The organism is Natronomonas salsuginis, assembly GCF_005239135.1.
Classification (GTDB): domain Archaea; phylum Halobacteriota; class Halobacteria; order Halobacteriales; family Haloarculaceae; genus Natronomonas; species Natronomonas salsuginis.
The window spans coordinates 855,999-881,904 of sequence record NZ_QKNX01000001.1 but is presented as its reverse complement, the minus strand read 5'-3'; the positions used below and the strand labels follow the sequence as shown (position 1 = coordinate 881,904).

The 25,906-nt window shown below is 63.7% G+C and carries 32 protein-coding genes and 1 tRNA gene; 16 read left to right on the top strand and 17 right to left on the bottom strand.

Annotated features, from left to right (window positions below; translation table 11 throughout):
* Positions 1 to 326: 326 nt before the first annotated feature.
* Both DM868_RS04730 and DM868_RS04725 read right to left on the bottom strand, forming a co-directional pair.
* Complete coding sequence (locus DM868_RS04730) at positions 327 to 1,508, bottom strand: redox-regulated ATPase YchF (protein WP_137275674.1); 1,182 nt, start codon at positions 1,506 to 1,508, stop codon at positions 327 to 329.
* 51 nt (positions 1,509 to 1,559) lie between these two features.
* Positions 1,560 to 2,765: a polymer-forming cytoskeletal protein gene (locus tag DM868_RS04725; protein WP_137275673.1), complete on the bottom strand. Its 1,206-nt coding sequence runs from the start codon at positions 2,763 to 2,765 to the stop codon at positions 1,560 to 1,562.
* A gap of 112 nt (positions 2,766 to 2,877) precedes the next feature.
* Here DM868_RS04725 and DM868_RS04720 point away from each other — a divergent pair, with 112 nt between their 5' ends.
* Together DM868_RS04720 and DM868_RS15050 are read left to right on the top strand one after the other, a co-directional pair.
* On the top strand, positions 2,878 to 3,075 hold the full coding sequence (locus DM868_RS04720; RefSeq protein ID WP_137275672.1) for a DUF5800 family protein: 198 nt from the start codon (positions 2,878 to 2,880) through the stop codon (positions 3,073 to 3,075).
* Between the two features lie 69 nt (positions 3,076 to 3,144).
* On the top strand, positions 3,145 to 3,288 hold the full coding sequence (locus DM868_RS15050; RefSeq protein ID WP_170964426.1) for a hypothetical protein: 144 nt from the start codon (positions 3,145 to 3,147) through the stop codon (positions 3,286 to 3,288).
* Positions 3,289 to 3,326: 38 nt separating this feature from the next.
* Here DM868_RS15050 and DM868_RS04715 read toward each other — a convergent pair whose 3' ends face one another.
* Positions 3,327 to 3,482, bottom strand: coding sequence for a rubrerythrin-like domain-containing protein (locus DM868_RS04715; protein WP_137275671.1), 156 nt, complete (start codon positions 3,480 to 3,482; stop codon positions 3,327 to 3,329).
* A 94-nt stretch (positions 3,483 to 3,576) separates the two neighbouring features.
* Entirely contained in the window at positions 3,577 to 4,791 is a 1,215-nt protein-coding gene (pan1, locus tag DM868_RS04710) for a proteasome-activating nucleotidase Pan1 (RefSeq protein ID WP_137275670.1), read from the bottom strand.
* Positions 4,792 to 4,983: 192 nt separating this feature from the next.
* Here pan1 and DM868_RS04705 point away from each other — a divergent pair, with 192 nt between their 5' ends.
* From DM868_RS04705 to rad50, 4 genes are all read left to right on the top strand, one after another.
* Positions 4,984 to 5,244, top strand: a complete 261-nt coding sequence (locus tag DM868_RS04705; RefSeq protein ID WP_137275669.1) for a MarR family transcriptional regulator — start codon at positions 4,984 to 4,986, stop codon at positions 5,242 to 5,244.
* 65 nt (positions 5,245 to 5,309) lie between these two features.
* Entirely contained in the window at positions 5,310 to 5,639 is a 330-nt protein-coding gene (locus DM868_RS04700) for a hypothetical protein (protein WP_137275668.1), read from the top strand.
* Positions 5,636 to 6,970, top strand: coding sequence for a DNA double-strand break repair protein Mre11 (gene mre11 / locus DM868_RS04695; RefSeq protein WP_137275667.1), 1,335 nt, complete (start codon positions 5,636 to 5,638; stop codon positions 6,968 to 6,970). Before DM868_RS04700 ends, mre11 begins: the two co-directional genes overlap by 4 nt.
* Positions 6,967 to 9,630, top strand: coding sequence for a DNA double-strand break repair ATPase Rad50 (gene rad50, locus DM868_RS04690; protein ID WP_137275666.1), 2,664 nt, complete (start codon positions 6,967 to 6,969; stop codon positions 9,628 to 9,630). Before mre11 ends, rad50 begins: the two co-directional genes overlap by 4 nt.
* Here the strand turns inward: rad50 and DM868_RS04685 are convergent.
* Genes DM868_RS04685 through DM868_RS04675 form a run of 3 tightly spaced genes read right to left on the bottom strand, consistent with a single transcriptional unit; the run spans position 9,622 to position 10,640 of the window.
* Positions 9,622 to 10,035, bottom strand: coding sequence for a DUF7346 family protein (locus DM868_RS04685; RefSeq protein ID WP_137275665.1), 414 nt, complete (start codon positions 10,033 to 10,035; stop codon positions 9,622 to 9,624). The genes rad50 and DM868_RS04685 overlap by 9 nt on opposite strands.
* Positions 10,032 to 10,421 (bottom strand): DUF7322 domain-containing protein, encoded by a 390-nt coding sequence (locus DM868_RS04680; protein ID WP_137275664.1) that lies wholly within the window; start codon positions 10,419 to 10,421, stop codon positions 10,032 to 10,034. Before DM868_RS04680 ends, DM868_RS04685 begins: the two co-directional genes overlap by 4 nt.
* Positions 10,422 to 10,451: 30 nt before the next feature.
* Positions 10,452 to 10,640, bottom strand: a complete 189-nt coding sequence (locus DM868_RS04675; protein WP_137275663.1) for a DUF7331 family protein — start codon at positions 10,638 to 10,640, stop codon at positions 10,452 to 10,454.
* A 149-nt stretch (positions 10,641 to 10,789) separates the two neighbouring features.
* On the opposite strand from DM868_RS04675, the gene DM868_RS04670 reads away from it, so the two are divergent.
* From DM868_RS04670 to DM868_RS04640, 7 genes are all read left to right on the top strand, one after another.
* Complete coding sequence (locus tag DM868_RS04670) at positions 10,790 to 13,609, top strand: DNA-directed DNA polymerase (RefSeq protein WP_137275662.1); 2,820 nt, start codon at positions 10,790 to 10,792, stop codon at positions 13,607 to 13,609.
* A 143-nt stretch (positions 13,610 to 13,752) separates the two neighbouring features.
* Complete coding sequence (locus tag DM868_RS04665) at positions 13,753 to 14,658, top strand: ABC transporter ATP-binding protein (protein ID WP_137275661.1); 906 nt, start codon at positions 13,753 to 13,755, stop codon at positions 14,656 to 14,658.
* Between the two features lie 51 nt (positions 14,659 to 14,709).
* Positions 14,710 to 16,137 (top strand): Fe-S cluster assembly protein SufB, encoded by a 1,428-nt coding sequence (gene sufB, locus DM868_RS04660; RefSeq protein ID WP_137275660.1) that lies wholly within the window; start codon positions 14,710 to 14,712, stop codon positions 16,135 to 16,137.
* Position 16,138: 1 nt separating this feature from the next.
* A complete protein-coding gene (gene sufD, locus DM868_RS04655; protein ID WP_137275659.1) occupies positions 16,139 to 17,356 on the top strand; it encodes a Fe-S cluster assembly protein SufD in 1,218 nt (405 codons plus the stop codon).
* A gap of 109 nt (positions 17,357 to 17,465) precedes the next feature.
* Complete coding sequence (locus tag DM868_RS04650) at positions 17,466 to 17,951, top strand: ferritin-like domain-containing protein (protein WP_137275658.1); 486 nt, start codon at positions 17,466 to 17,468, stop codon at positions 17,949 to 17,951.
* Complete coding sequence (locus DM868_RS04645) at positions 17,948 to 18,385, top strand: metal-dependent transcriptional regulator (protein WP_137275657.1); 438 nt, start codon at positions 17,948 to 17,950, stop codon at positions 18,383 to 18,385. Before DM868_RS04650 ends, DM868_RS04645 begins: the two co-directional genes overlap by 4 nt.
* Positions 18,386 to 18,436: 51 nt before the next feature.
* Positions 18,437 to 18,509: transfer RNA gene (locus DM868_RS04640), tRNA-Gln, on the top strand.
* Between the two features lie 225 nt (positions 18,510 to 18,734).
* On the opposite strand, the gene DM868_RS04635 is transcribed toward DM868_RS04640, so the two are convergent.
* The 7 genes from DM868_RS04635 to DM868_RS04605 all read right to left on the bottom strand — a co-directional run bounded on the left by DM868_RS04635 (position 18,735) and on the right by DM868_RS04605 (position 22,156).
* Positions 18,735 to 19,571, bottom strand: coding sequence for a 2,3,4,5-tetrahydropyridine-2,6-dicarboxylate N-succinyltransferase (locus DM868_RS04635; protein ID WP_137275656.1), 837 nt, complete (start codon positions 19,569 to 19,571; stop codon positions 18,735 to 18,737).
* Between the two features lie 49 nt (positions 19,572 to 19,620).
* The gene (locus DM868_RS04630) at positions 19,621 to 19,836 is read right to left on the bottom strand and encodes a hypothetical protein (RefSeq protein ID WP_137275655.1); all 216 of its coding nucleotides are present in this window, start codon (positions 19,834 to 19,836) and stop codon (positions 19,621 to 19,623) included.
* A complete protein-coding gene (locus DM868_RS04625; RefSeq protein ID WP_137275654.1) occupies positions 19,833 to 20,582 on the bottom strand; it encodes a proteasome assembly chaperone family protein in 750 nt (249 codons plus the stop codon). The genes DM868_RS04630 and DM868_RS04625 overlap by 4 nt, the downstream gene beginning before the upstream one ends.
* Before the next feature lie 70 nt (positions 20,583 to 20,652).
* A complete protein-coding gene (locus tag DM868_RS04620; protein ID WP_137275653.1) occupies positions 20,653 to 20,835 on the bottom strand; it encodes an RNA-protein complex protein Nop10 in 183 nt (60 codons plus the stop codon).
* Between the two features lie 4 nt (positions 20,836 to 20,839).
* Complete coding sequence (locus DM868_RS04615; protein ID WP_137275652.1) at positions 20,840 to 21,640, bottom strand: translation initiation factor IF-2 subunit alpha; 801 nt, start codon at positions 21,638 to 21,640, stop codon at positions 20,840 to 20,842.
* Positions 21,641 to 21,698: 58 nt separating this feature from the next.
* Entirely contained in the window at positions 21,699 to 21,872 is a 174-nt protein-coding gene (locus tag DM868_RS04610) for a 30S ribosomal protein S27e (RefSeq protein WP_137275651.1), read from the bottom strand.
* A gap of 2 nt (positions 21,873 to 21,874) precedes the next feature.
* A complete protein-coding gene (locus DM868_RS04605) occupies positions 21,875 to 22,156 on the bottom strand; it encodes a 50S ribosomal protein L44e (RefSeq protein ID WP_137275650.1) in 282 nt (93 codons plus the stop codon).
* 111 nt (positions 22,157 to 22,267) lie between these two features.
* Here DM868_RS04605 and DM868_RS04600 point away from each other — a divergent pair, with 111 nt between their 5' ends.
* On the top strand, positions 22,268 to 22,537 hold the full coding sequence (locus tag DM868_RS04600) for an HAH_0734 family protein (protein ID WP_137275649.1): 270 nt from the start codon (positions 22,268 to 22,270) through the stop codon (positions 22,535 to 22,537).
* A gap of 19 nt (positions 22,538 to 22,556) precedes the next feature.
* On the opposite strand, the gene DM868_RS04595 is transcribed toward DM868_RS04600, so the two are convergent.
* Positions 22,557 to 23,042: an Hsp20/alpha crystallin family protein gene (locus DM868_RS04595; RefSeq protein WP_137275648.1), complete on the bottom strand. Its 486-nt coding sequence runs from the start codon at positions 23,040 to 23,042 to the stop codon at positions 22,557 to 22,559.
* Entirely contained in the window at positions 23,039 to 23,197 is a 159-nt protein-coding gene (locus DM868_RS15045; RefSeq protein WP_170964425.1) for a DUF7559 family protein, read from the bottom strand. The genes DM868_RS04595 and DM868_RS15045 overlap by 4 nt, the downstream gene beginning before the upstream one ends.
* A 117-nt stretch (positions 23,198 to 23,314) precedes the next feature.
* On the opposite strand from DM868_RS15045, the gene DM868_RS04590 reads away from it, so the two are divergent.
* Together DM868_RS04590 and DM868_RS04585 are read left to right on the top strand one after the other, a co-directional pair.
* Positions 23,315 to 23,512 carry a hypothetical protein gene (locus tag DM868_RS04590; protein ID WP_137275647.1) on the top strand — a complete coding sequence of 66 codons (198 nt, stop codon included), beginning with the start codon at positions 23,315 to 23,317 and terminating at the stop codon, positions 23,510 to 23,512.
* A gap of 98 nt (positions 23,513 to 23,610) precedes the next feature.
* Positions 23,611 to 25,341: a radical SAM protein gene (locus tag DM868_RS04585; RefSeq protein WP_137275646.1), complete on the top strand. Its 1,731-nt coding sequence runs from the start codon at positions 23,611 to 23,613 to the stop codon at positions 25,339 to 25,341.
* A gap of 146 nt (positions 25,342 to 25,487) precedes the next feature.
* Here the strand turns inward: DM868_RS04585 and DM868_RS04580 are convergent, their stop codons facing one another.
* Positions 25,488 to 25,730 (bottom strand): YgaP family membrane protein, encoded by a 243-nt coding sequence (locus DM868_RS04580; protein WP_137275645.1) that lies wholly within the window; start codon positions 25,728 to 25,730, stop codon positions 25,488 to 25,490.
* Positions 25,731 to 25,906 lie beyond the last annotated feature (176 nt).

The window sequence follows — 25,906 nt, the reverse complement described above, 5'->3', positions numbered from 1 at the left end:
GTTCGGAGTGTAACCGTGGACGCCACGCCGACCTGAACGCGTCGGAGAATATCGCACAACGGGAGGGTGAACCATGCACGGCCTAACACTTTGGGTGAGGCGAACCGTGCTACCTCGCTGGTTGAATGGCCAGCCGTCGCTGACGCCCGCTGTATGCGGGGAGGAAGGCCCCATTGACAGGGCTACACACGCTGGAAAGCACGTCCTTGGTCACAACTGGACGGCGACCATTGACGGCCCACGCGAAAGCGTACTTGAGGCCCGAGGAAACGCGCAACCTGAATATCCCCTTCGGGGAATCTTCGCCGTTTAGCGCGGGGAGGATGTCAACCCGCTGTCGAGACGATCTTGATGACGTCGCCCTCTTCGAGTTCGTGCTCCTCTCCGATCCGGCGGTTCGCCCGCCCGTCGACCGCGTGGAGATACCCCTCGCCGATGTCCGAGTGAACGGCGAACGCGAGATCCTTCGGTGTCGCCCCAGCCAGGAGCAAGAACGCGTCCGGGAGGACGTTCCCCTGCCCGTCCGTCCACCGCGTTTCATTCTGGACGGGGTACACCGTGATCCGATCGAGGAGGTCGTAGACCGCGTCGTCGAGCGCGGTCTGCACGCCCGTGCCACCCCACTCGGCCATGACCGTCCGAACGCGTTCGAGCCCGTCGCGTTGGGTCTCCGAAATATCGCCCGTGACGGTGAACGTCTCGTCGCCAGGATCGTAGTCGATCGCGCTCGCTTCGACCGCGCCGCGCAGGGCGAGTTCGCCCTCGGCCGTGCACGGGACGACCCGTTCGGCCGCCTCCTGCAACCGTTCGACGTTCCCCGAGGGTGCGACGTCGGCTTTGTTCGCGACGACGACGATCGGTTTCGTCCGGACGCGGACGAGCCGAGCGAGTTCCTCGCGGTCGGCGTCGTCCCAGGCCATCGGATCGTCGACGTAGTCGAGCTCGCGGAGGATTGCCGCGACGTCGTGCTCGCTCGCGCCGACCCCGGTGAGCATCTCCGTCAGCGACGCCTCGATGTCGAAGTCGGGCGAGCGCGACTGCCGTTCGATCGTCTCCCAGTTCCGGTCGACGATGCCCGCGAGCCACAGGTCCATCTCCCGTTCGATGAACTGCACGTCGTCGACGGGGTCGTACGAGCCCACCTCGACCGGCTCGCCCTCCGCGTTCGTGCCGCCCGAGGCGTCGACGACGTTGAGGATGACGTCGGCGTTCGTCAGCGCGTCGAGGAACTGGTTCCCGAGTCCCTTCCCCTCGTGTGCGCCCGGGACCAACCCGGCCACGTCGAGCAGTTCGATCGGCACGTAGCGTTTGCCGTCGTGGCAGTTCTCGTTGCCGCAGCGCTCCTCGAGATCGAGACAGGGACATCGGGTCCGAACGTGGCTGACGCCGCGGTTCGGATCGATCGTGGTGAAGGGATAGTTGCCGATATCGACGTCCGCCCGCGTGGCGGCCTTATAGAACGTCGATTTGCCGGCGTTTGGCTTGCCGGCGAGAGCGACCGAAAGCATACCCCGGCTACCCGAGCCATTCGTATATGTGTCCCGGTCGCAGCCGACCCGTCACCGCCCGTCCGGTCCGGGATCGACTTCCGCGTCGGCGATGATCGCCGCGACGTCGTCCGCTCCGCTCCCGTTCGACCGCCGATCGTCGAGCGCGTCCCACTCGATGTCGTTCTCGCCGAGGGGGACGACCGCGGCGATCCGGTCGGCACCGGGATACACCTCCGCCGCCGTCTTCAGGGTCGCGTTCGAGCCCGACTCCGGCTTTGGAAGCGCGCCGTCGCCGATCGGAACGACCGCGGGCGAGACGGCTCTTTCTGACTCGGACCCGTCGTCCCCATCGTCCGATCCCGCACCGTCTTCGCCGTCACCGTCCACCTCCCGATCGGGCGGTGTCTGAGACGACGCCCCATCGGCACCGGTTTCGACGGCTCTGTTCGGCGGTTCCTCGAATCTGATCCCCTCTCGCGCTCGGATCGTCCCGTCGACGTCGGCGATCTCGGAGAGCTCACACCGGTCACACGAGATGTCGCCGCGGACGTGAACGCCAGGCTCGATGGTCACGTCGCCGCCTCGGGTCGTCACGTCGCCGTGAACGACTGTCCCGTTGCCGATCCGAATCGGACCCTTCGACCGAAGGCTGCCGAACACCTCGGTGTTCCGTCCGACCTCGATCTCGGCGGCGCGGATGTTCCCATGAAGCCGGCAGTCGTCGCCGATCGACGCCGGCGTCGAGACGCGCCACGCGTCGTCGGACACCCGCGATCCGCGCGGAATGGTGGCCGGCTCGGCGTCGCGGTCGTCGAACGCTTCGGCCGCCACCTCCTCTGCGGCCTCCTCCTCGCCGATGTGGAGTAAGTGCGAGAGGTAGACGAACAGGAAGACGATCGTCGGCATCGGGTTTCGGATGACGATCCATCCGTTGGCCTCGAAGCCGCGCTCGATGTCCACGTCGTCGCCGATATCGAGGTCGCCCGAGACGATAAGCTGTCCCGTGATGTGGACGCGCTCGCCGAGGTAGGCGTCGCTGCCGACGAGGACGTTTCCGTCGACCTCACACCACATATCGAGTCGGCAGTCGCCGTCGGCCTCGATGTCGCCGCCGAAGGTGACGCGTTCCCCGGCGAGGACGCTGCCGCCGCGAACTCCGAGTTCGACGACGCTTTGGCCGCCGACCAGCACGTCGCCGTCGGTGACGAGGTCGCGTTCTTTGACGTGCGTCCCGTCTGGGATCGCGAGCGCTTCGAGTGGATCCGACCCGAACACGCTCGGAGTGTGTTCCGCAGGCGTCTTAACCTCTCCGGCGGCGTCTGACGTGGGTCTGACGCGTTCCTCGTCCACTCGTGGCCCTTATATTTGACAGCGACCAACTCGGGGTATGACCGTTCTCTCGTTCGACCAGGAAGGCGTCGATGTCATCTACGAGGGCACCGAGTTTCGCATGGAGAAGACGCTCATCGAGGAGGCCGCGGAGAAGCCGTACCCCGACGTGACCGATCACGAAGTTCTCCAAATGATCGAGGAGAATCCGTCCCTTTCGGGCGAACCGCGGCGAATCACCGAAATCCTCGGCTGACCCCGCCGAATCGCGCCGTGCGGCCTCGCGGAGCGACACATATAAACGAACGCGTTCGCACACTCGTGTATGAACGCCGCCGATCTCAAATCAGAACTCGACCATGCCTCGTTCCGCACCGCGGGGAGCACCGTCGCCGCCTACGTGCTCATCCTGTTGGGGATGACGCTCGTGCTCTTCGGGATCCCGTACCTGATCTTCTCGCTGTTTTAATCCCGCCGTCGTTCGGGATTCACGCGGTCTCCGGAACGCTACTCGAGTGACTTCGCACGGTTTTGAAACTCGCCGCCGCACTCGCACTCACCGGGGTGGGTCTTCGCTTCGAGGAGTTTGCCGCACTGCATACACTCGTACTCTGAAAGCGATTCCGGATCGTTCTCGCCTTCGATGTCTTGTCCGTGGGGCATACACGCCGTTTCAGAATCCACATGAATATCTATTTTGAATTCCAATCGACTATGTAGGCGGCTTACGTTGGCCCCTCGAAAACAGCGGGCGGACTCAGGCGAACGTCTTCGAGATCTCGTCGTCGTCCTCGTCGGTCTGTTGGATCTTCCGCCAGGCCTGCTCGAAGTCCTCGGTGGCGACTTCCAGGCGATCGTCGCGGATCGCGTACATGCCGGCCTCGGTGCAGATTGCCTTGATGTCGGCACCCGACGCGCCGACAGCGAGTTCCGCGAGTTCCTCGAAGTCGACGTCGTCGGCGATGTTCATGCCGCGGGTGTGGATCTCGAAGATCAGCCCTCGACCTTCGGCCTCCGGCTTGGGGACCTCGATGAGCCGATCGAAGCGGCCGGGCCGGAGGATCGCGCGATCGAGCATGTCGAAGCGGTTCGTCGCCGCGATGATCGAGATCTGGCCGCGTTCCTCGAAGCCGTCCATCTCGGCGAGCAGCTGCATCATCGTCCGCTGGACCTCGGCGTCGCCGGAGGTCTTCGATTCGGTCCGCTTGGCAGCGATGGCGTCGATCTCGTCGATGAACACGACGGCCGGCTCCTGCTGGCGGGCGAGCTCGAAGAGATCGCGGACGAGCTTCGCACCCTCGCCGATGAACTTGTGGACGAGCTCGGAGCCGGCCATCTTGATGAACGTCGCGTCTGTCTGGTTGGCGACGGCCTTCGCGAGCATCGTCTTCCCGGTCCCCGGCGGGCCGTATAGCAGGACGCCCGACGGCGGGTCGATCCCGACCTCGTCGAACATCTCCGGGCTCTCGATCGGCATCTCGACGGTCTCGCGGACCTCCTCCATCTGCTCGTCGATGCCGCCGATATCGGCGTAGGAAACGTCGGGCGACTGATCGACCTGCATCACTCTCGCGCGAACGTCCGTCTCGCTGTCGAGCTGCTTGACGATTGATAGTGAGTTGTTCACCGCGACGCGAGCGTCGGGTGAAAGCTCCTCTCGCATCTCCGCTGTGACCTCGGTGAGCGCCTCCTGATTGTTCCCGTGCTGTTTGATGATGACGCCCTCGTCGGTCAACTCTTGGACTGTCGCGACGAACAGCGGCGACTGCTTGAGCTTCTTGTTCTCGTGAGTCAGTCGTTCGAGCTTCTGTTGGTACTTGTTGTTCTCCGCGTTGGCATCGAGGAGTTTGTCCCGCATCTCGTCGTTCTGCTGTTCGAGAATCTCGAGACGCTCCTCGAGCACCTCCACCTTTTGCTGCTGTGACGCACCGTCCTCGTACGGCAGGTCGGCGTCGTCCACAGTGTCGGTCATTACCGGATTGATAGCGCCTGTACTCATAAGAGGCTTCGGGTCATGGGGATGATCGTTTGCGTTGCACACCGTGTTGTCCCGGAGTGGCGGTGTCCACCCGCGCCGCTCCTCCGCCTGCTTGCCGTCTAAAATAACTCACAATGATAAAAAAGGATAGTAAGTATTATTGGTTCTCATGAAGAAGGTGGCACAATGAGTGCAACCGAATTCGAGGTGGACGCCGAACCGGTCGGCTGGGACGCCGTCGCCGATCTCCCACCGAGTGCGAAACTGGTCGCGAAGGTGCTCGAGTACAACGACCGACTCACACAGAGTCAACTGGCCGACGAGACGATGTTGCCGCCCCGAACGGTTCGGTACGCGCTCACGCGGCTCGAAGACGTCGACGCTGTCGACTCCCGGTTCTCCTTTACCGACGCCCGAAAGCGCGTCTACTCGCTCGCCGTCGAGTGAGCGTCCCGGTTTCGGATCGATCGGCGAACGGTTTTTATACAAAGAGGCAACCATCGACGACCACTGTGGTATCCGAGGACCCCGCCGAAACGGTACGACTGAAAACCTCGCTGAGTCGCCTGGCCGGTCCGGACGAAGCGACCGTCATCGAACGCGCCGCCGAGTCCGTCGACGATCTCGACGCCGCGGCGCGGTTCGTCGAGACGATCGGTCTCGGGCAGCTCGAAGCGGCGGTCGAGGCGACGGACGATCCGGAGCTCGAAGCACGGGGACGCCGAACACTGACCACGTACCGTCGGTTTCGTCGGGCCGCCACCGAGTTGGCGACCGACGACCACTTCCACCGCGGTCACGGAACCGATTTAAGAGCAGACGGCGAACGTCCACGCCAATGACACGGGTGCTTCACACCGCAGACACCCACATCGGGTACCGACAGTACCACAGCCCCGAGCGCCAGGTGGACTTTCTCGACGCGTTTCGGCGAGTCATCGCGGACGCGGTCGAGTCGGACGTCGACGCCGTCGTCCACGCCGGGGACCTCTTTCACGATCGGCGACCCGACCTCTCCGATCTCCTGGGGACGCTCGACGTGCTCGAAACGCTTTCCGACGCCGACATCCCGTTTCTCGCCGTCGTCGGCAACCACGAAACGAAACGATCGGCGCAGTGGCTCGACCTGTTCGAGGCGATGGGGCTTGCGACCCGCCTCGGCGACGAACCGGTCGTCGTCGGCGAGACGGCGTTCTACGGGCTGGATTTCGTCCCACGCGCCCAACGGGCCGACCTCGACTACGAGTTCGAATCTCACGAGGCTGAATCCGCCGCACTCGTCTCCCACGGCCGGTTCGAGCCACTCGTTCCCGACTACGGCAGCGTCGAGTGGGACGTGGCGGAGATACTCGATTCCGCGTCCGCCGAGTTCGACGCCGTGCTCTTGGGCGACGAACACGTCCCCACGACGCAGGAGGTTTCGGACGTGTGGGTCACCTATCCAGGTTCGACCGAGCGAGCGAGCGCGGGCGAGCGCGAGGAGCGGGGGTACAACCTCGTCGAGTTCGAGGGGGACGGCGACGTGCGGATCTCCCGTCGAGGCCTCGAAACGCGGCCGTTCGTCTTCGTCGATCTGGAACTCGGCGAACACGAGGGCGTCGAACGCGTCCGCGACCGACTCCGTGAGCACGACCTCGAAGACGCGGTCGTCCACGTGTCGCTCGAGGGGGACGGCGAATCCGTCTCCCCGGCTAGCATCGAATCGTTCGCGACCGACGAGGGCGCCCTCGTGGCTCGAGTGAAAGACCGTCGGGAACTGGCCGATGAAGCGGTTGACGCCGACGTCTCCTTTGCGGACCCGGACGAGGCCGTCAGAGAGCGGCTCCGGGAGATCGAACTGAGCGATGCGGCCCGCGATCTCGACGAGACGATTCGGTCGGCCACGATCGCGGACTCGAACGTCGCAAGCGAGGTCGAGCGGCGTGTCGAGGAACTGCTCGCCGATCCGGACTCGTTCGGGGGGTCACAGGGGGAGGCAGCGTCCGATTCCGCGTCCGAGTCGGCCGCAGCTTCGACCTCGGACTCTCGACTCTCCGCCTCGGAGTCGGACTCCGATCATCCATCTGTCTCCGAGACAGACTCCGCGCCAGTCTCCTCCCCCGAAGCGGACGCGTCGCGCCCAGAATCCGACGACTCGTCGGACGGCCAATCCTCCATGGGTGAGTACCTGTGAAGTTCGAGCATGTCCACATTCGGAACTTCAAATCACACGCCGATACCGACCTCTCGCTCGGGCCGGGCGTCACCGTCATCCACGGTGTCAACGGCAGCGGGAAGTCGTCGCTGTTGGAGGCGTGTTTCTTCGCCCTCTACGGTGCATCGGCGATCGACGGCACGCTCGACGACGCGATCGCGAACGGCGAAGAGGAGATGTCGATCGTGCTCTCGTTCACGCACGGCGGCGCGGACTACCGCGTCGAGCGAGAGGTGAAGGTCAGGGGTGAAACGGCGCAAACGACGACCTGCGTGCTCGAAACCCCAAACGGCCCGATCGAACAGGTGACCGAGGTCGAGGCCCACATCGAGGAGCTCCTTCGGATGGACGCCGAGGCGTTCGTCAACTGCGCGTACGTCCGCCAGGGGGAAGTGAACAAACTCATCAACGCCTCGCCGAGCGAGCGCCAGGACATGATCGACGAGCTCCTCCAGCTCGGAAGGCTCGAAACCTACCGCGAACGCGCTAGCGACGCCCGCATCGGCGTCAAGCGCGTCCGCGATCGAAAGCGCGAGCTGCTCGCCGACCGCGAGGAGACGATCGAGGCGAAGGAGGCCAAGGAGCTCCACGAGACACTCAACACGCTGGAGTCGGAGCTGTCTTCGGTGACCGACGAGATCGAGACGAAAGAGCGCGGCTGTCTCGCCGCCGAGAAGACGCTCGAAACGGCCGAGGGGACGCTCACGGAGTACGAAGCCCGGCGCGAGGAGATCGACGACCTCCAGATGGATATCGAGGAGCTGACCGCGACGATAGCCGAGGCCGAGCGCGAGCGTGAGACCATCGACGACCGCGTTCGCTCGCGGCGCGAAACCGTTGAGTCGCTCGAATCCGATCTCGACGACCAGATCGCGGAGACGGACCTCGACGCGCCGGACCGAAACGCCGTCGCCGAACGCATCGAGGCGATCGACGACGAGATCGATTCGGTTCGTGAGCGGATCGAGGAGCGCCGGCTGGAGGCGAAAGACCACGCGAACGACGCCGAGAACGCCCGCGAGCGGGCCGAGGAACTCCGCGAGCAGAGCGGAGACAAACGGGAGACGGTGGATCGACTCGAAGCCGAAGTCGAGTCCGAACGCCAAACGCTCGACGAACGCGGCGAGCGCATCGGGGAACTGGACGAGCGGATCGAGACGCTTCGCGCCGCGATCGAGGACGCACCGGTCGAACGGGACGAACTCGACGCACACCACGAGTCCGTGCGCGAGGAGCGCTCCGAGCGACGCGAGCGAGTCGCCGAACTGCGAACCGAGTTGAAGAACGCCCGCGAGTCGGTTCGGGAGGCCGAGCGTCTGCTCGACGAAGGGAGGTGCCCCGAGTGCGGGCAGCCGACCGACGGCTCGCCGCACGTCGACGGCATCGAGAGCGACCGAGAGCGGGTCGCCGAACTCGAATCGGAGCTTGAGGCGGTCGAATCAGAAGTCGAAACGCTCGATGTGCGCGTCGAACGCGCCGACGAGTTACGCGAGACGGCGGCCGAACTGGACCGGCTAATCGAGAACCGTGACAACGTCCGGACGCTGATCGAACAGCGCCGCGAGACGGTGCGTGACACGGTCGAGCGGATCGAATCCCTTCGGTCCGAGGCCGAGGAGGCCGAGACGCGTGCCTCCGAGTTCGACGACCGGGCGGCGGAGTGCGAGGACGAAGCCACGGCGTCTCGCGAGGCGATCGGTGAACTGAACAGGGAGAAGGCACGACTCGACGACCGGAGAGACCGGCTCGAACGGATCGACGAGCATCTCGACGAGATCGCCGAGACCGAACGAGACATCGAGACGCTGCGCGAGCGCCGGGCGAACAAGGCCGAACTCAACGAGCAGCGCCGGGAGCGGCTGGCGGACAAACGCGACCGGCGCGAGAAACTCGAAGAGGAGTTCGACGAATCCGCTGTCGAGGCGGCCAGAGAGAACAAGCGGAAGGCAGAGGCGTACCTCTCCGAGTTCGAGCCGTATCTCGAGAAGAAGCGGGTCGAGCGCGACGAACTCCAGAACCGGATCGGGGGCGTCGAGAACGAACTCGACGAACTGTCGTCGCTCAAAACGCAACGCGAGGAGCTCGCGGCGACGGTCGACCGGCTGGAGTCGCTCTACGATGAGGCGATGCAGCTACAGGAGACCTACGGGACGCTCAGACGCGAGCTCAGACAGAGAAACGTCGATCGACTGGAGACGATGCTCAATGAGACGTTCGATCTCGTCTACCAGAACGATTCGTACGCCCGAATCGAACTCGACGGCGAGTACGAGCTGACGGTGTACCAGAAGGACGGGACGCCGCTCGATCCCGAACAGCTCTCGGGCGGCGAGCGGGCGCTGTTCAATCTCTCGCTTCGCTGTGCGATCTACCGACTCCTCTCGGAGGGGATCGAAGGCAGCGCGCCGACGCCGCCGCTCATCCTCGACGAGCCAACGGTGTTTCTCGACTCGGGACACGTCTCGAAACTCGTCGAACTGATCGAGTCGATGACCGAGCACGGCGTCGAACAGATTGTCGTCGTCAGCCACGACGAGGAGTTGGTCGGCGCTGCGGACGACCTCGTTGCGGTCCAGAAAGATCCGACGACGAATCGATCGAGCGTCGAACGATCGGCGACGGCCGAAACCCTACCGTAGGGCTTCGAGTCCCTCGCGTGCCAGTTCGGTCGTGGCGTATCCGCGTTCGCCGTAGTGTTCGGCCTCCCGAACGAGCCCGGCTGCTCGAAGCTCCGCGACGTGGCCGTGGAGATCGGACTCACAGAGGTCGTACCGGTCGAGGAGCTCGCGGACCGATAGCGGGCCGTCGTCGTCGAGTTCGACGAGCAATCCGAGGAGGCGTTCGGAGTGAACCGCCGTCAGGATCCGACGTTGTGGTTCCGGCACGCTTCGAGCGGCGACCGCCAGCGGTGCCTCGCCGGTCACGGTCAGCTCGTCGTTGGGAAGATAGCGCTCGGTACCGGTCTTGGGATCTCGGACGAGGCTCGATTCGCTCGATCGCTTTATCAACAGGTACTGCTCTCCGTCGTGTTCGATCGCTCTCATTTCGCGCCCTGATCGGTCGAGTCGCCCGTTCTGTCGCTGTCGGCGTTTTTTGATCCGCTATACCGACCGGCTTTGACGCCCCAGTAGTACCGGAGGGTGGCGAGTCCGGCGACGACCCCGACCAGCAACACCGGAACGCCGGTTCCGTAGTCGCCGCGGAAGTAGATCAGCATCGCACCGATAGACAGGGCCGCAAGCGCGACGTTGAAGAAGAGAACCGCCGCCCAGAACGCCCGAAAGAGCTCCTCCGGTACGTCGGCGCTCGCGCCGATCGATTCACCGAGGGTCGGCGAGGAATCCGGGATATCGGGCCCGAGACTGTCGGGGTCGAACTCTTTCGGCTCGTCTGGCCACGCATCCGATTCGTCCTCTTCAAGTGGAGTCACGGACGTATCGAGGGGCTTGGGGAGCAAAAATCACGCGGACGAATCGAGGTCGACGACGTGGTCCGAGAGCATCCACGCCAACGGGTTTTCGGCGTCGTAGAAGACCATCCCATCGACGGTCTCGTAGGATTCTATCATCCGGATCGCATCGGCTACCGTCGATGCATCGTTACGCCCGACGTTGCTCGGCCCCATTCCCGCGGTGTTCGTATCGCCCACGATGTGTCACCACCCAGCGGTACGATCTATCACGGTATAGTCGTCGACTCAATGTCGGGCGGTGACACGGCTTCCGAAGGCGGGCGTCGATTTATATACTCGCCCGCGGACCATCGGGTTTTTAGCGCCGAGGAACAAGGAGTGAACCCATGGAGCAGGGAACATTCGGGGACTTCGGCGGGTCGGGCGACGACGGTGGTGAGCGGCCGGCGGCGGAGGCTGCGGCGGTCGCGGGTGGCGACGACGACCACGCGCCCGTCATCGAGATCTCCGAGCGGGAGTTTCCCGACGCCGATGGTGTCGTCGAGTTCGCCGTCACGCAGGTTGATTACACCGTCGACGGCCGCGGCGACGACGAACACCCCGTCCTCCACATCTTCGGCCGGGTTCCCGCAGGCGACGGTAACGGCGGCGACCGGCAGATTCACGCCCGCGTGTACGGCTTTCGGCCATACTTTTACACCCCGCTCTCGGCGCTCGACCTCGCCGTCGACGCCGAAGACCCGCTCACGCAGGCCGACATCGTCGATTCGCGACTCGATCACGAGCGACTGACGGGGCTCGAAACGTACGGTGATCGGGCGGCGGCGGGTGTCGACATCGGCGATCGAGACGACGCGGAACTCGTCACCTACGAGTCGATCCGCGGGGAGGCGCTCGTGAAGGTGTTCGGCCAGACGCCGCGCGACGTCGGGCAGCTCCGGGATCGATTCGACCACTACGAGGCCGATATCCTCTTTCCGAACCGACTGCTCATCGACAAGGACATCACGAGCGGCGTGCGGCTGCCGGCTCGGCGACTCGACGACGGGAGTCTGAAGGTCCACCACACCGACGTCGAACCGGCCGACGTCGACGCCGAGAGCCGCGTTCACACCCTCGACATCGAGGTCGACGACCGCCATGGCTTCCCGGAGGACGGCGAGCAGACGATCATCTGTTTGACGGCGCACGATTCCTACCGGGACGAGTACGTGATCTGGCTCTACGAGGACGCTGACGGGTCGCCCGTCCCGGATTCGGTTCCCGGATACGACCCGATCGGCGAGGGCGAACTCTCTGTGGGCGTTCGAACATTCGATGACGAGGCCGCGATGCTCGTCGACTATCTCGACTACATCGACGCGACCGACCCGGACGTGCTGACGGGATGGAACTTCGACGACTTCGACGCGCCGTACCTCATCGATCGCATTGACCGGCTCTCCTCGCGACACGACCACCTCGATTCCGATCGGCTGTCGCGCATCGACGAGGTCTGGGACTCGGGATGGGGCGGGCCGAACATCAAGGGACGGGTCGTTTTCGACCTCCTCTACGCGTACCAGCGCACCCAGTTCTCCGAACTCGATTCGTACCGCCTCGACGCCGTCGGCGAGGAGGAGCTCGGCGTCGGCAAAGAGCGGTATCCGGGCGACATCGGCGACCTCTGGGGGGACGACCCAGAACAGCTGCTCGAGTACAACCTCCGCGACGTCGAACTGTGCGTCGAGTTGGATCGCAAGCAGAACATCATCCCCTTCTGGGAGGAGGTCGCGACGTTCGTCGGCTGCAAGCTCGAGGACGCGACGACGCCCGGTGACGCCGTCGATATGTACGTCCTCCACGAGATCCACGGGCAGTTCGCCCTCCCCTCGAAGGGTCAACAGGAGAGCGAGGAGTACGAGGGCGGCGCGGTGTTCGATCCGATCTCCGGGGTCAAGGAGATGGTCAGCGTGCTCGACCTGAAGAGCCTCTACCCGATGTGCATGGTCACGATTAACGCCTCCCCGGAGACGAAGGTCGACCCCGACGCCTACGACGGCGAGACGTATCGCGCGCCCAACGGGACGCACTTCCGGAAGGAACCGGACGGCATGATCCGAAAGATGGTCGACGAGCTGTTGGCCGAGCGAGAGCGGAAGAAGGGGCTGCGGAACGAACACGACCCCGGCTCCGACGCGTACGACACGTACGACCGCCAGCAAGCGGCCGTGAAGGTCATCATGAACTCCCTGTACGGCGTTCTTGGATGGGATCGGTTTCGCCTGTACGACAAGGAGATGGGCGCGGCCGTCACCGCGACCGGTCGCGAGGTCATCGAGTTCACCGAGCGGGCCGCGGACGAACTTGATAGGGAGGTGACGTATGGCGACACCGATTCCATCATGCTCGAGCTCGGCGGCGAGATCTCCAAAGCCGAGGCGATCGAGCAGTCCTTCGAGATCGAGTCGCACATCAACGACGCCTACGACGAGTTCGCCGCCGACCTCAACGCCGAGAGCCACCGGTTCCAGATCGAGTTCGAGAAGCTCTACCAGCGATTCTTCCAGGCGGGCAAGAAGAAGCGATACGCCGGCCACATCATCTGGAAGGAGGGCAAAGACGTCGACGACATCGACATCACCGGCTTCGAGTACAAGCGCTCGGACATCGCGCCGATCACGAAGGAGGTGCAAAAGCAGGTTCTCGAGATGATCGTCACCGGCGAGGATCCCGACGAGATCAAAACGTACGTCCACGAGGTCATAGAGCGGGTCGGGTCGGGTGACGTGAGCCTCGACGAGATCGGCATCCCCGGCGGGATCGGGAAAAAGCTCGAGAACTACGACACCGACACGGCGCAGGTCCGGGGGGCGAAGTACGCGAACCGGTTTCTCGGGACGAACTTCAGGCGGGGCTCGAAACCCAAGCGGCTCTATCTCAAGAACGTTCACTCGTCGTTCTTCCGCGAGCTGGAATCCGAGATGGAGCTTGACCCGTCGACCGATTCGCTCTACGGGGAGTTTCGACGGGAGGCCGAAAGCGGCGACGCGGTCATCTGCTTCGAGTTCGAGGACCAGGTTCCCGACGCCTTCGAGGTCGACTACGAGACGATGCTCGACAAGACCCTGAAGGGACCCATCGCCCGTATCCTCGAAGCGCTCGACATCTCGTGGGACGAGGTCGAAAGCGGTCAGGAGCAAACCGGACTCGAGAGCTTCATGTGAGGCCGCGCCGCTCCGATTCGTTCCACTCGATCGACACGTGATAGCTTCCGACGCGAAAAATATTTTGTGAATCAAAAAGGCAAATCACGTGTAACTCGAAACTATTATGCACTTCACGACACCATATTGGGGTAGACGATCCTATGGCCACGTTAGAAATCAAAAACCTGCACGCATCGGTCGCTGAAGAGGGCGGTGAGGAGATCCTCCACGGTGTTAACCTCGAGGTCAACTCCGGGGAAATACACGCCCTAATGGGGCCGAACGGCTCCGGAAAGTCCACGACGGCAAAGATCATTGCCGGTCACCCCGCCTACGAGGTAACCGACGGCGAGGTGCTCCTCCACATCGAGGAAGACGAGTTCGAGGGCGTCGACATCGACGACGACCAGCTCACCTGGAATCTGCTGGAGCTCGAACCCAACGAGCGCGCCGCGCTCGGCATCTTCCTCGGCTTCCAGTACCCCGCCGAGATCGAGGGCGTCACGATGGTGAACTTCCTCCGGACGGCGCTCAACGCCAAACTGGAGGAGCGCGAGGAGCTCTTCGAGGGCGAGGACGGCGACGACGAAGTCGAGGAGGCCGGCTACGACACCTCACCGATGGAGGGCAACGTAGACGACGGCGAGGTCGGCGTCGCGGAGTTCCAGGGGATCCTTCAGGAGAAGATGGAGATCCTCGACATGGACGAGAAGTTCGCCCACCGCTATCTCAACGCCGGCTTCTCCGGCGGCGAAAAGAAACAGAACGAGGTCCTCCAAGCGGCGATTCTCGAACCCTCGATCGCGGTGCTCGACGAGATCGACTCCGGGCTGGACATCGACCGACTGCAGGACGTCTCCGACGGGATCAACGCCCTTCGCGACGAACAGGGCACCGGGATCCTCCAGATCACCCACTATCAGCGAGTCCTCGACTACGTCGAACCCGACCACGTCCACGTGATGCTCGACGGCAAGATCGCCAAAAGCGGCGACGCGAGCCTCGCCGAAGAGCTCGAGGACAAGGGCTACGACTGGGTCCGCGAGGAAGTGTACGAAACCGCGTAACCGCTCACCGTTACGCACAACCCTATAAACACACAGACGTAATTACAACCAATGAGTTCCGAAGAACACCTACAAGAAACCGACACCGAGGCCCGATTCGAGTTCAAGAAAAAGGAGTCCTCCGCGTTCAAGACCGAGAAGGGTCTCACCGAGGAGACAATCCGCGTCATCTCCGAGGACAAAGACGAACCGGAGTGGATGCTGGAGCGCCGCCTTCGCGCGCTCGAACAGTTCCAACAGATGCCGATGCCGACCGACTGGCCCGGTCAGCCGGATCTCTCAGAGGTCGATGTCGACGAGATCGTCCCATACATTCGACCCGACATCGAGACCCGCGGCGGTGCGGAGAGCTGGGAGGACCTCCCTGAGGAGATCAAGGACACCTTCGACAAGCTCGGCATCCCGGAGGCGGAGAAGAACGCGCTCTCGGGCGTCGGCGCGCAGTACGAGTCCGAGATCGTCTACCAGAACATGCAAGAACAGTGGGAGGAGAAGGGCGTCATCTTCTGTGACATGGACAAGGCCGTCCAAGAGCACGAAGAGCTCGTCCGCGAGTACTTCATGACGAAGTGCGTTCCCCCATCCGACAACAAGTTCGCCGCGCTGCACGGAGCGATCTGGTCGGGCGGCTCGTTCGTCTACGTCCCTGAGGACACGACGGTCGACATGCCGGTCCAGGCGTACTTCCGGATGAACTCCGAGGGGATGGGCCAGTTCGAACACACGCTCATCATCGCCGAGGAGAACTCCGAGATGCACTACATCGAGGGCTGTTCGGCTCCAAAATACTCGGCGTTCAACCTCCACTCCGGCGGCGTCGAGGTGTTCGTCAAGGAGGGTGCCCACGTCCAGTACTCGACGGTGCAGAACTGGTCGAAAAACACCTACAACCTGAACACCAAACGCGCGATCGCCGAGAAGGACGCGACGATGGAGTGGATCTCCGGGTCGATGGGGTCGAAAGCGACTATGCTGTACCCATCGACGATTTTGAAGGGCCCCGGTGCGACGGACAACCACATCACCATCGCCTTCGCGGGCGAGGGCCAAAACATCGACACTGGTGCGAAGGTGTATCACAACGCGCCGAACACGAAATCGACGATCGAGTCTAAGTCCATCTCGAAGGACGGGGGTCGCACCAACTACCGCGGACTCGTCCACATCGCAGACGGTGCCGAGAACTCCTCGACGGCCGTCGAGTGCGACGCGCTGATGTTCGACAACGAGTCGACCTCCGACACGATGCCGTACATGGAGATTGAGGAGTCGAAGGTCGACGTCGCCCACGAGGCGACCGTCGGCAAGATCGGCGACGAGGACATCTTCTACCTCCAGTCGCGCGGACTGGACGACGACGACGCAAAGCAGATGATCGTCGCCGGCTTCATCGAGCCGATCACGGAGGAACTGCCGATCGAGTACGCGGTCGAACTGAACCGACTCATCGAGCTCGAAATGGAGGGCTCGCTCGGATAACATGAGCACGCAGGTACACGCATCCATCGACGAGGCGACGGTCAAACAGATCTCCGAGCAACTCGACGAGCCGGAGTGGCTCCTCGAAACGCGTCTCGACGCGCTCTCTGCGCTCGACGACCTCGGCTTCCCGGACGTCATCCAGACGCCCAGCCAGAAGTGGACGAACCTCGACGCGCTCGACTTCGAGCGCCTCGTCGATCCGCTCGAAGCGGCCGAAGAGAAGGATCAGGTTGGTCCCGAGGGTATCGAGGTCCTCCCGTTCGCCGAGGCGCTCGACACCCACGGCGAGCTGATCGAGGAGCACTTCGGGAGCGTCGTCGATCCGCAGACGAACTACCTGACGGCGCTCTCGACGGCGCTGTTTACCACCGGTACGGTCGTCCACGTCCCCGAGGGTGTCGACGCCGAGGACGTGACGATCCGGACGACGATGAACTCCCGGTCGCTGTTCAACTACACGCTCGTCGTCGCCGAGGAATCCTCGTCGGTGACGATCCTCGAACGACAGGAGTCCGGTAGCTCCGTCGATGGCAATCGCTACTACAGCGGAATCACCGAGATCGCTGCCGCCGAGAACAGCTACGTCCAGTTCGGGAACCTTCAGGACCTCGACGAGACGACGTACGTCTACTCGCTCCGGGAGGCCGATATCGACACCTACGCGACGGCCAACTGGATCGAGTGCAATGTCGGTTCGCATCTCACGAAGTCCTCCGTCGAGAGCCACCTAAACGGCGACTCCTCGGAGTCGAAGATCACGGGGGCGTTCTACGGCCACGATGATCAACACTTCGACATCGACGCCCGCGTGTGGCACAACGCCGAGCACACCACGGCCGACCTCGTCACCCGCGGCGTCATCGACGACGAAGCTCGCTCCGTCTACGAGGGCGTTCAGCACGTCGGTCGGGACGCGTGGGACACCAGCTCCTACCAGCGTGAGAACACGCTTATGCTCTCCGACGAGAGCGAGGCCGACGCGTCGCCAAAGCTCATCATCAACAACCACGACACCGAGGCGTCCCACAGCGCAACAGTCGGCCAGGTCTCCGAGACCGACATGTTCTACATGATCTCCCGCGGCCTCAACGAGCGGATCGCGAGAAACATGCTTGTCGAGGGGTTCTACGTGCCGATACTCGAGGAGATCGAGGTCGATGAACTCCGAGAGGACCTGCAGGGACGCATCCAGGATCGACTCCAAGCGCGCGAGTAACGGGACTCAGATCGAACGACCACGCCTTTTTCGGGCCGATGCCGACGGGTACGCTTATACCCGTGGCTCCCCGAAGCATCGGTATGGCTGTTCCGGAGGGACTTCCGACGTGAGCCTCACCCATCCGGTCGCGTCGGATCACCAACTCGCGCGACTCCTCCAGATCGGGATGGTGCTCGAGGAGGTCGTCGAGGCCCGTGCGAACAAACATCACGAGACGCTCGGCGACGATGAGCTCGATCCGGAGACCGTCGCGTTGCTCGAGGGCGCTGCTACCGAATCCGCCGAGCACCGACGGCGGCTCGAATCGCTCGTCGACGAACTCGACGTCGAGCCGGTCGCCTACGAGGAGATCGAGATGCTCGTCGCGGCCCGCTACGAGTCCGACACCGACTTCGATGGCGTGCTGTACGATCAGCTCTGCAACGAGGAGACGGCGTACAAGTTCTACGACGACCTGATCACGGCCATCGAAGGCTCCGAGGTCGAATTTACGATCGAGCGCGAACGATTGCTGAACGTCCTTCGGGAGATTCGCGAAGATGAACGAGAAGGGGTTGAAGAAGTGACCGAACTCATGGAGCGACGAGAATGAACACGCAGGCACAGTATCTCAAGACGATATATCTCGTTCAACAGCAGGAGGACGGCCCGGCCTCCACCGGATCGATCGCCGACAACCTCGGCATCAGTCCGGCGAGTGCAAACGAGATGATCGGTAAGCTCGAAGATCGGGAGCTCGCCGAGCACGAGAAGTACAAGGGCGTCTCGCTGACCGACGAGGGGATCGCCCAAGCGCGCGACGCGCTCCAGACGTACTGCATCATCGAGCGGTTCCTCTGGGAGGTCCTCGAGGTCGAGGAGTTCCAGACCGAGGCCCGCCAACTCGAGAGCGTGATCGACGAGACGGTCGCCGAACGACTCGACACCATCATCGACCGGCACGATTGCTGTCCCGACTGTTTCGACGCCCAGACGGACGCCTGCGGGCTGTTGGAACTCGAACTCCCCTCCGAACCCGCCGACTGAACGGCGACAAAGAGTAAGCCTATTGTGCCGGTGGGGTGTAGCGACGATTGCAGTCCCGTGGTGTAGTGGCCAATCATAGCGGCCTTTGGAGCCGTTGACGGCGGTTCGAATCCGCCCGGGACTATTCTGCTGCGAACATATTCGTGAGCAGCAGATATCCTCGGCGGTTCGAGCCCAGAGGACGAGAGGATTCGAGTCCCCGCGGTTCGAATCCGCCCGGGACTATTTTGCCGCGAGCAACTCCGCGAGCGGCAAATACGCCCAGCGGATTCGAAGCAGGGAGCGAAACGGAGTGGAGCGACCGTGGTTCGAATCCACCCGCGCTTCTAAGACATTGAGACTCCCCGGCTCAGTTATCCCGCAGCGCGGCCTCGCGCTCGGTCGCTTCGAGCGTCTCGGCCTCGACGTCGGTCGCGACGACGGCCGGTTTGTACGCGCCGCCGTCGAAGAGGTCGTGTTCGCTGACGCTCGATTCGACGAAGCGGCTGAACGCCCGCCGTTCCGGCGGGAGTTCGCCGTAGATGATCTCCTCCCCGACCAGATCGTACACCGGGATCCGCGGCGTGAGGAGCGTGTTCTCGCCGACGATGCTCCCCTCGCCGACGACGAATCCGGAGGTGACCCGACAGCCGGCACCCAGCGAGACGCCGTCCTCGACGACGACGGGCGCGGCCTCGACCGGTTCGAGGACGCCACCGATGAGCGTGTTCGCGCCCAGTTTGACGTTGTCGCCGATTTGTGCGGCCGAGCCGACGGTATCACACGAATCGACCAGCGTGCCGTCGCCGACGTGCGCGCCGATGTTGACGAACGCGGGGCTCATCAGGATGGCGTCGCCGCCGACGTACGCCCCGCGGCGGACGACGGTCCCGTTCGGCGTGTTTCGAGTGCCGCGCTCGGGGAGGTCCGCGGTGTCTCGGAGCGGGAGAACGTCGTGATATTCGACGCCGCCGTGGACGTGCGTCTCGATGTTTCTGAGTCCGAAGTTCAACAAGATCCCCTGCTTGACCCAGCCGTTCGCGACCCACTCGCCATCGCGTTTCTCGGCGGCGCGGATCTCCCCGGCCTCGAGCGCGTCGAGAAACTCGTCGAGGAGGTCGAGTTCGTCGGTCCCAATCTCGGCGGCGCTCAGGCCGTCGTCGTAGCGTCGCTGCAGCCGTTCGATGTCGTCGCGGAGTACGCTCATTGTATTCGCGGACGGAAACGAGCGACTTGTCTCTGTTGGAATCGTTGCCCTACTCGGAATCGTCGGACCGCGACCGAGCCCGCTCGAGCGCCTCGTAGTACGTCGACGCGTCGGCCTCGTAGATAAACTGCGCCAGCTCCTCGTGACCCAGATCCTGCGCCGCGAATCCCGCGCCCATGTGGTTGTGTTCGTGGTCGAGCAGATCGGCGTTGAGCACGTCTCGGAGCTGTTCGACGACCGCGTCGGTGATCGGGACGCGACTCATCCGATATACCTCAGGTCCTCCTCGGTCGGGGTCGGACCCTGCTCCATCTGCCGGATCCGCTTGACGACCTCCTCCATCTCCTCGGCGCGTTCGGAGAGCGAGTCGTAGCCGATTTCGAACGGAACGGCCGATTCGAGCACTTCCAGCACGACTCGGGCGCTCTTCGGATCGACGAGATAGCCGCTCGTTTCGCCCATAAGGCAGGCGGCCTCGAAGCCGCGTCGCTCGCCGAGTCCGAGCAGGAGTCCGGAGACGCCGACGATCCCGCCCGCTGGCTCGTTCTCGCGAAACTCGACGTCGACGGCTTCGAGCTCCTCGATGAGTTCGTCTGTGGTCGCCGCGCCGACCACGTCGGGTTCGTCGACCAACTCACCCGTCGGGACGCCGCCGAGCGCGTAGATGCGCTCGACGTCGAACGCGGCCGCGACATCGAGAACCGCCTCGGTGAGCCGGTAGTGGCCCGGCCCGTCGCCCGCTTGATGATCGCCGGTCAACACGAGCAGATCCCGCTCGGCGTCCCGGATCGCGTACACCTCGGCGCAGGCGAGTCGCGTTCGCCCGTCCTCGATCGTGACCTGTGGCGGGAAGTGCTCGGAGTGGATTCGCCGAACCAACTCGGCGTCGAACTCCTCGAGTAAGTGCTCCGCGGCGAGCTTTCCGACGTGGCCGACGCCGGGCAATCCCTCTATCAGTACGGGGGCATCCAACTCGGGATCGGCTGGTCGGTCGATATCGAACTCGTCCATAGCGTCCACTGGGCAGCCACCGACATAAGAACACGGCGATACACGCCCCCGAATCCCGATCCGCGACCGCCTACGCGCGGCGCCGACGCGCTCGCCGCCGGTACTCGCCGTAGGGATCGTTCGGGTTGAACCGGGCCGGCGCGCTGTTCGTCGCGGTCGCACCACACTCCGGACACCGGTCCGAGAGCGTGTACACCGGACGCTCGTGTTCGTCTCGCCACGCCGAACAGACGCGGATATCGGATCTGACCATCCGTCTACTCCTCGTCGGTTCGTCGTTCGCGGTGGAACTCGGCGGAGCCCCCCGTGGCCCCGATCGCCTCGCGAGCGCGTCCGGCGCTCGCTTCGAGCTCGTCCTCTGCGGTCTTGTAGTTCGGTGCCTGCACGCGGATTCGATACTCGGGTGCGCCGACGTACGTCACTTCGAGATCGATCTCCTCCGGAATCTCGCCGTTGCCTTCGGCGGCCTCCAACGCCTCGCGGACATCCTCGACACCGTCGCTGTCGGGCGATCGAAGATCGACGTAGCCCGTCACCGTCACGTACGGGACGGAGACGTTCTCGCGTGCCGTCTCGACGATCGCGTCGATCTCGTCATCGTCGAGATCGGTTCCATCCAGCGCTTCGGGACCGTGAATGGCCGCCTGTTCGAATCCGGCGTACAGCGATCCGTGGCTGTCGATCAGTTCGTTGGCGATGCGGCGGAAATCGTCGTCGTCGATCCCCTCGCTGAAGGCGATCTCCATCCACTTGTCGGCTTTCTGTTCGTTCTTCCAGTCTTGGATCTTGTCGGATCGCTGGTGATCATTGACGTCCTTGATCGACAGGTCGACCTGCTGTGCGCTTTCGTCGACCTCGATCACCTTACAGACGACCATCTGGTCGACGTTCACGTGATCGCGAACGTTCTTGATCCAGCCGGAAGCGACCTCACTGACGTGGACCAGCCCGCGTTTGTTCTCGTACTCCTCTAGATCGACGAAGACGCCGAAGTCCTCGATCTCGTCGACGCGTCCGACGACGAGTTCACCGGGGGTGGGCCAGCCGCTGTATTTCATACGATGAACTATCCATCTGACGAGAATAAAAGCACCGTTGTCGCCCGCCGGTCGATCCTTACCGTGCTTCGACGACTTCGACGACGTCGCCGTGAAGCATCGCCTCGCCGCCGGTCGGGGTTGCGAGCGTCGAGCCACAGACGGCGCAGTTGACGGTGCTCGCCGCTTTCCCGAACAGCACTTGTTCGTTCTCGCAGTCGTCACAGCGGACGCGGATGAATGCTCCCGCCATGATTACTCCTGGAAGATGAGTCGACCGGCGCGCCATCCCTGTCGAAGGTGGGCCTTGCCGCACTCGCTGCAGCGGTACTTCAGATCCGTCTTCTTCGTCGGCTTGTCTCCGCCAGGCACCTTCGAGAAGCGCCCCGCGTTACCGATGACTGCCTTGCCGCGTCGGGTCCGGCGAGCGTCCCATTTCGTCCCCGAGGAGCGCCCGGATCGAACCTTTTCGACCTCGTGTTGGTGATGGGTATGACAGTGCGGGCAGTACGTGTTAAACCGGCGTGGCATTTCCATAGGTACCGATCGGTAGTGGACGGTGGGTTAAAACGGGTTTGGTTTTTATCGCCGACGGCGTTCACGTGCCGGTGCGAAGCGCTTAACCCACGTTCGTCCGAACCCGGCGGTATGAAGAAGTTCATCATCCACGGCGATCCGGGAATCCGGAAAGGTGCTGTCATCGAGCACGACGGCGAGGAGTACGTCTGCTTCGGCATCTCGCGACAGGGTGAGTGGCACGGCCCCGAGGAGGTCCAGTTGTGGTGTACGGTCGGCGCGGCCGACGAGCGCGAGGACTTCGAGCAGCGAAATTACATTCCGATGCGCCTCGACACCGAGGCTGTCGACGCCGAGACGATCACCGTCAAGCAGGCCAAAGGCGACCCCGCAGCGGTCTGAATCCGAATCGCGGGACGCGCTACGTCTCGTTCGACGCGTCAACCGTCGGCCCCTGCCCTTCCCCGTCCGCCGTCTCACTCTCGTCGTCGGGCGTGATCGATTCGCCGTTATCCCCGCTCGCGCCGCCGTTCGCTTCGGTTTTCGGGATTATCACCTGAAGGGTCCCGTTCTGGGTGAGCGTCGCCTCGGCGTGGTCCGCGTCGACGGCCGCATCCGGCGGGAAGGTGACGGCCCCATCGAGAGAGAGCCCCCGACCGGGAAAGACCAGCTCGTATCCGTCGTGAAACGCTCTGAAGCGGTCGATGTGTACGATCAGCGTATTGTCTTCGAATCTGACGGCGATGTCCGTCACTTCCGCGCCCGGCGCGTCGAAGACGGCGAGGTAGGCGTCGTCGTTCTCGAGCAGATCGGCGGACAGCGACCGATGCTCTTGGAGGCTGCTTATTACGCGGCCGACACCGTCGAGGACGGTTCGACTCAGCGATGCCCCCACCTCACGGATCATACCTGTCGCTCCTCCAGTCCGTCGCTCTCCCCGCAGTACGGGCAGGCGAACGATTCGACACCGGTCCCGTCGGGCATCGAGTATCGGTAGTGTAGTTCCATCATGTCGAGATCGCACGCGTCACGCGTACAGACGACTTCGAGCGTTTTCGGCATGCGTCCCCCTACGGGCGAGACGCTAATCAATTCCCCGGCGATGTTCGGGTAGCGCCAGACCCGACGGTCCCCGACTGAGACGAAATCTATATTAAATGACCGCCGAAAGCGTCTGGCATGGTCGAACTACTCGAACTGGCTTGGGGTATCGGATTCGGACTGTTCATCGGTGCGTTCTTCGGATTCGTCCTAGCCCGCGGTGACATCCTCTTTGCCGGCGTCGGGGCCGTCGTCCTCGCCGCCGCCACAGTGATCTACGCGTTCACGCTCGGTCGATCGAGCGACCTCGGCAGCACCCGCCCGAACGCGCACTGATCGGCGAGTTCCACCGACAGCCGTCCTTTCCTCGGACGATATCTCCTCTCGCGCAGACGATCGCATCCGTTTTATCCGTCGATACCCTGGCTTCGCGCATGAAAGATCCGGCGGCTCTCGACGTCACGATCGTCGACGGCTACGTCGACGAGCCGGCGCACTTCGGCGTTCCGCCGTATATCTCGACGTACCCGCGCTTTGCGGCCGGCGCAGCCGTCGACGCCGGCGTTCCCGCCGACTCGATCACCTACCACACCATCGACGGCCTCCGCGAGGACCGATCGAAGTGGCGCGACGTGGCCGATGCCGACCTGTTCGTGTACGTCGGCGGGATGACCGTCCCCGGCAAATACGTCGGGGGCACGCCCGCCGAACCCGACGAGGTCAAAGAGCTCGCGTGGGCGGCCGAGGGGACGAGCGTGATGGGCGGGCCGGTCCGGTTCGGCGTCGGCGAGGCCAACGAGGGTGCGACCGAGACGAAGCGCCAGAACCTCGATTACGACTTCCTCGCTATGGCCGACGTCGAGGCTGCGGTCTACGACCTCGTTCACGGCGGGCTGGAGGGGTTCGAGGACCGCTATCGGGACAACGCCGAACTGGACCGATGGGCCTCGAAGGGTGCGTTCGTCATCGAACAGCACCCCGACCACCCGGACTACCTCATCTGCGAGCTCGAGACCTCGCGGGGCTGTCCGTACCGCTGCTCGTTCTGCACCGAGCCGATGTACGGCGATCCGAGCTTCCGGGCCCCCGACTCGGTCGTCGGCGAGGTCGACCGACTCTCCGATCACGGCGCGAGACACTTTCGGCTGGGCCGACAGGCCGACATCCTCGCCTACGGTGGGAACGGGGAGGCGCCGAACCCCGACGCGCTCGACGCGCTCTACGGCGGCATTCGCGAGGCGGTGCCGGATCTCGGGACGCTCCATCTCGACAACATGAATCCCGTCACGATCACGGAGTACCCCGAACTGTCCCGCGAGGGGATCCGCATCATCGCCGAGCATAACACGCCCGGCGACACCGCCGCGTTCGGGCTGGAATCGGCCGACCCCGTCGTTCAAGAGCAGAACAACCTGCTCGTGACTGCCGAGGAGTGTCTCGAAGCCGTCCGGGTCGTCAATGAGGAGGGTGGTTGGCGCCCCGACGAGGCGGCCGACGGTGAGCGCGCGTACGGTCCCTCCCTCGATCCGAACGCCGACCGACTGCCGAAGCTGTTGCCGGGAATCAACCTCGTCCACGGGCTCGCGGGCGAGCGAACGGAGACGTTCGAGCACAACAAGCGGTTCCTCCGAAATGTCTACGAGGAGGGACTGATGGTCCGTCGGATCAACATCCGACAGGTGATGTCCTTCGAGGGCACCGAGATGGCCGAAACGGGCGCGGAGATCGCTCGCGATCACAAGAAGCTGTTCAAGCGATACAAACGCGAGGTCCGAGAGGAGATCGACAATCCGATGTTACAACGGGTCGCGCCGCCGGGCACCGTCCTCCCGAACGTCTACCTCGAGTATCACCAAGACGGCAAGACGTTCGGCCGCCAACTCGGCACCTACGCGCTGTTGGTCGGCCTCCCCGGCGAGCGTGAACTCGGCCGGACGGTCGACGTGGCGGTCACCGACCACGGGTTCCGGTCGGTCTCGGGAGTCCCGTACCCCCTAGACGTCAACGCCGCCTCGATGGACGAGCTCCGGATGCTCCCCGGCGTCGGCAAACAGCGCGCCGGCAACATCGTCGTGGGCCGCCCCTACGACCGAGCCGACGAGGCGGCCGACGATCTCGAGCTCTCGCGGTTCTGCACGGCCTCCGTCGTCGAAGGCGCGGACTGAAGCCGAACCGACGATCGGCGCGATCCCCGCGCAGTATATAAACTCCTCCGCGAACCGGGTGGCTTTTTATAAACGGGCCGCGCGGCCCCTGCCGTTGAAAAAACGATCGGCGATCCCTCGGGGCGTCACGGACTGCCCCGACGGGCTCACCGGCTCCCGCGCTTGTTGGTGTTCACCCCGAGTACCCGATTGATCACGCACTGCTGTGTGTATCCGGTGATGAGCAGGACCGCCCCGATCACCGCGAGGACGATCGCCGTCAGCGCCTGCGGCGCGGGGCCGACGGCGACGGGTATCGCCCCGGCGTAGCCGGCGACCCCCACGACGACGAGGATCGCCCCGATCACGAACCGTCCGATTCTATCGTATCCACCGACGTTCTTTTCCATTGGTCTCCCTCCGGAGGAGGTTAGTTCTCCACCGATATAATCCCACGGCTCAGCCGTACAGCCGTTTATATCTCGCCCGGGGTCCCAGGCGGTCCGAAGCAATCGATCAATAAACGCTTGCAGCGGTAACTGGATATATACTCTGTGGGGATCACAACTGGATATATAAATAACCG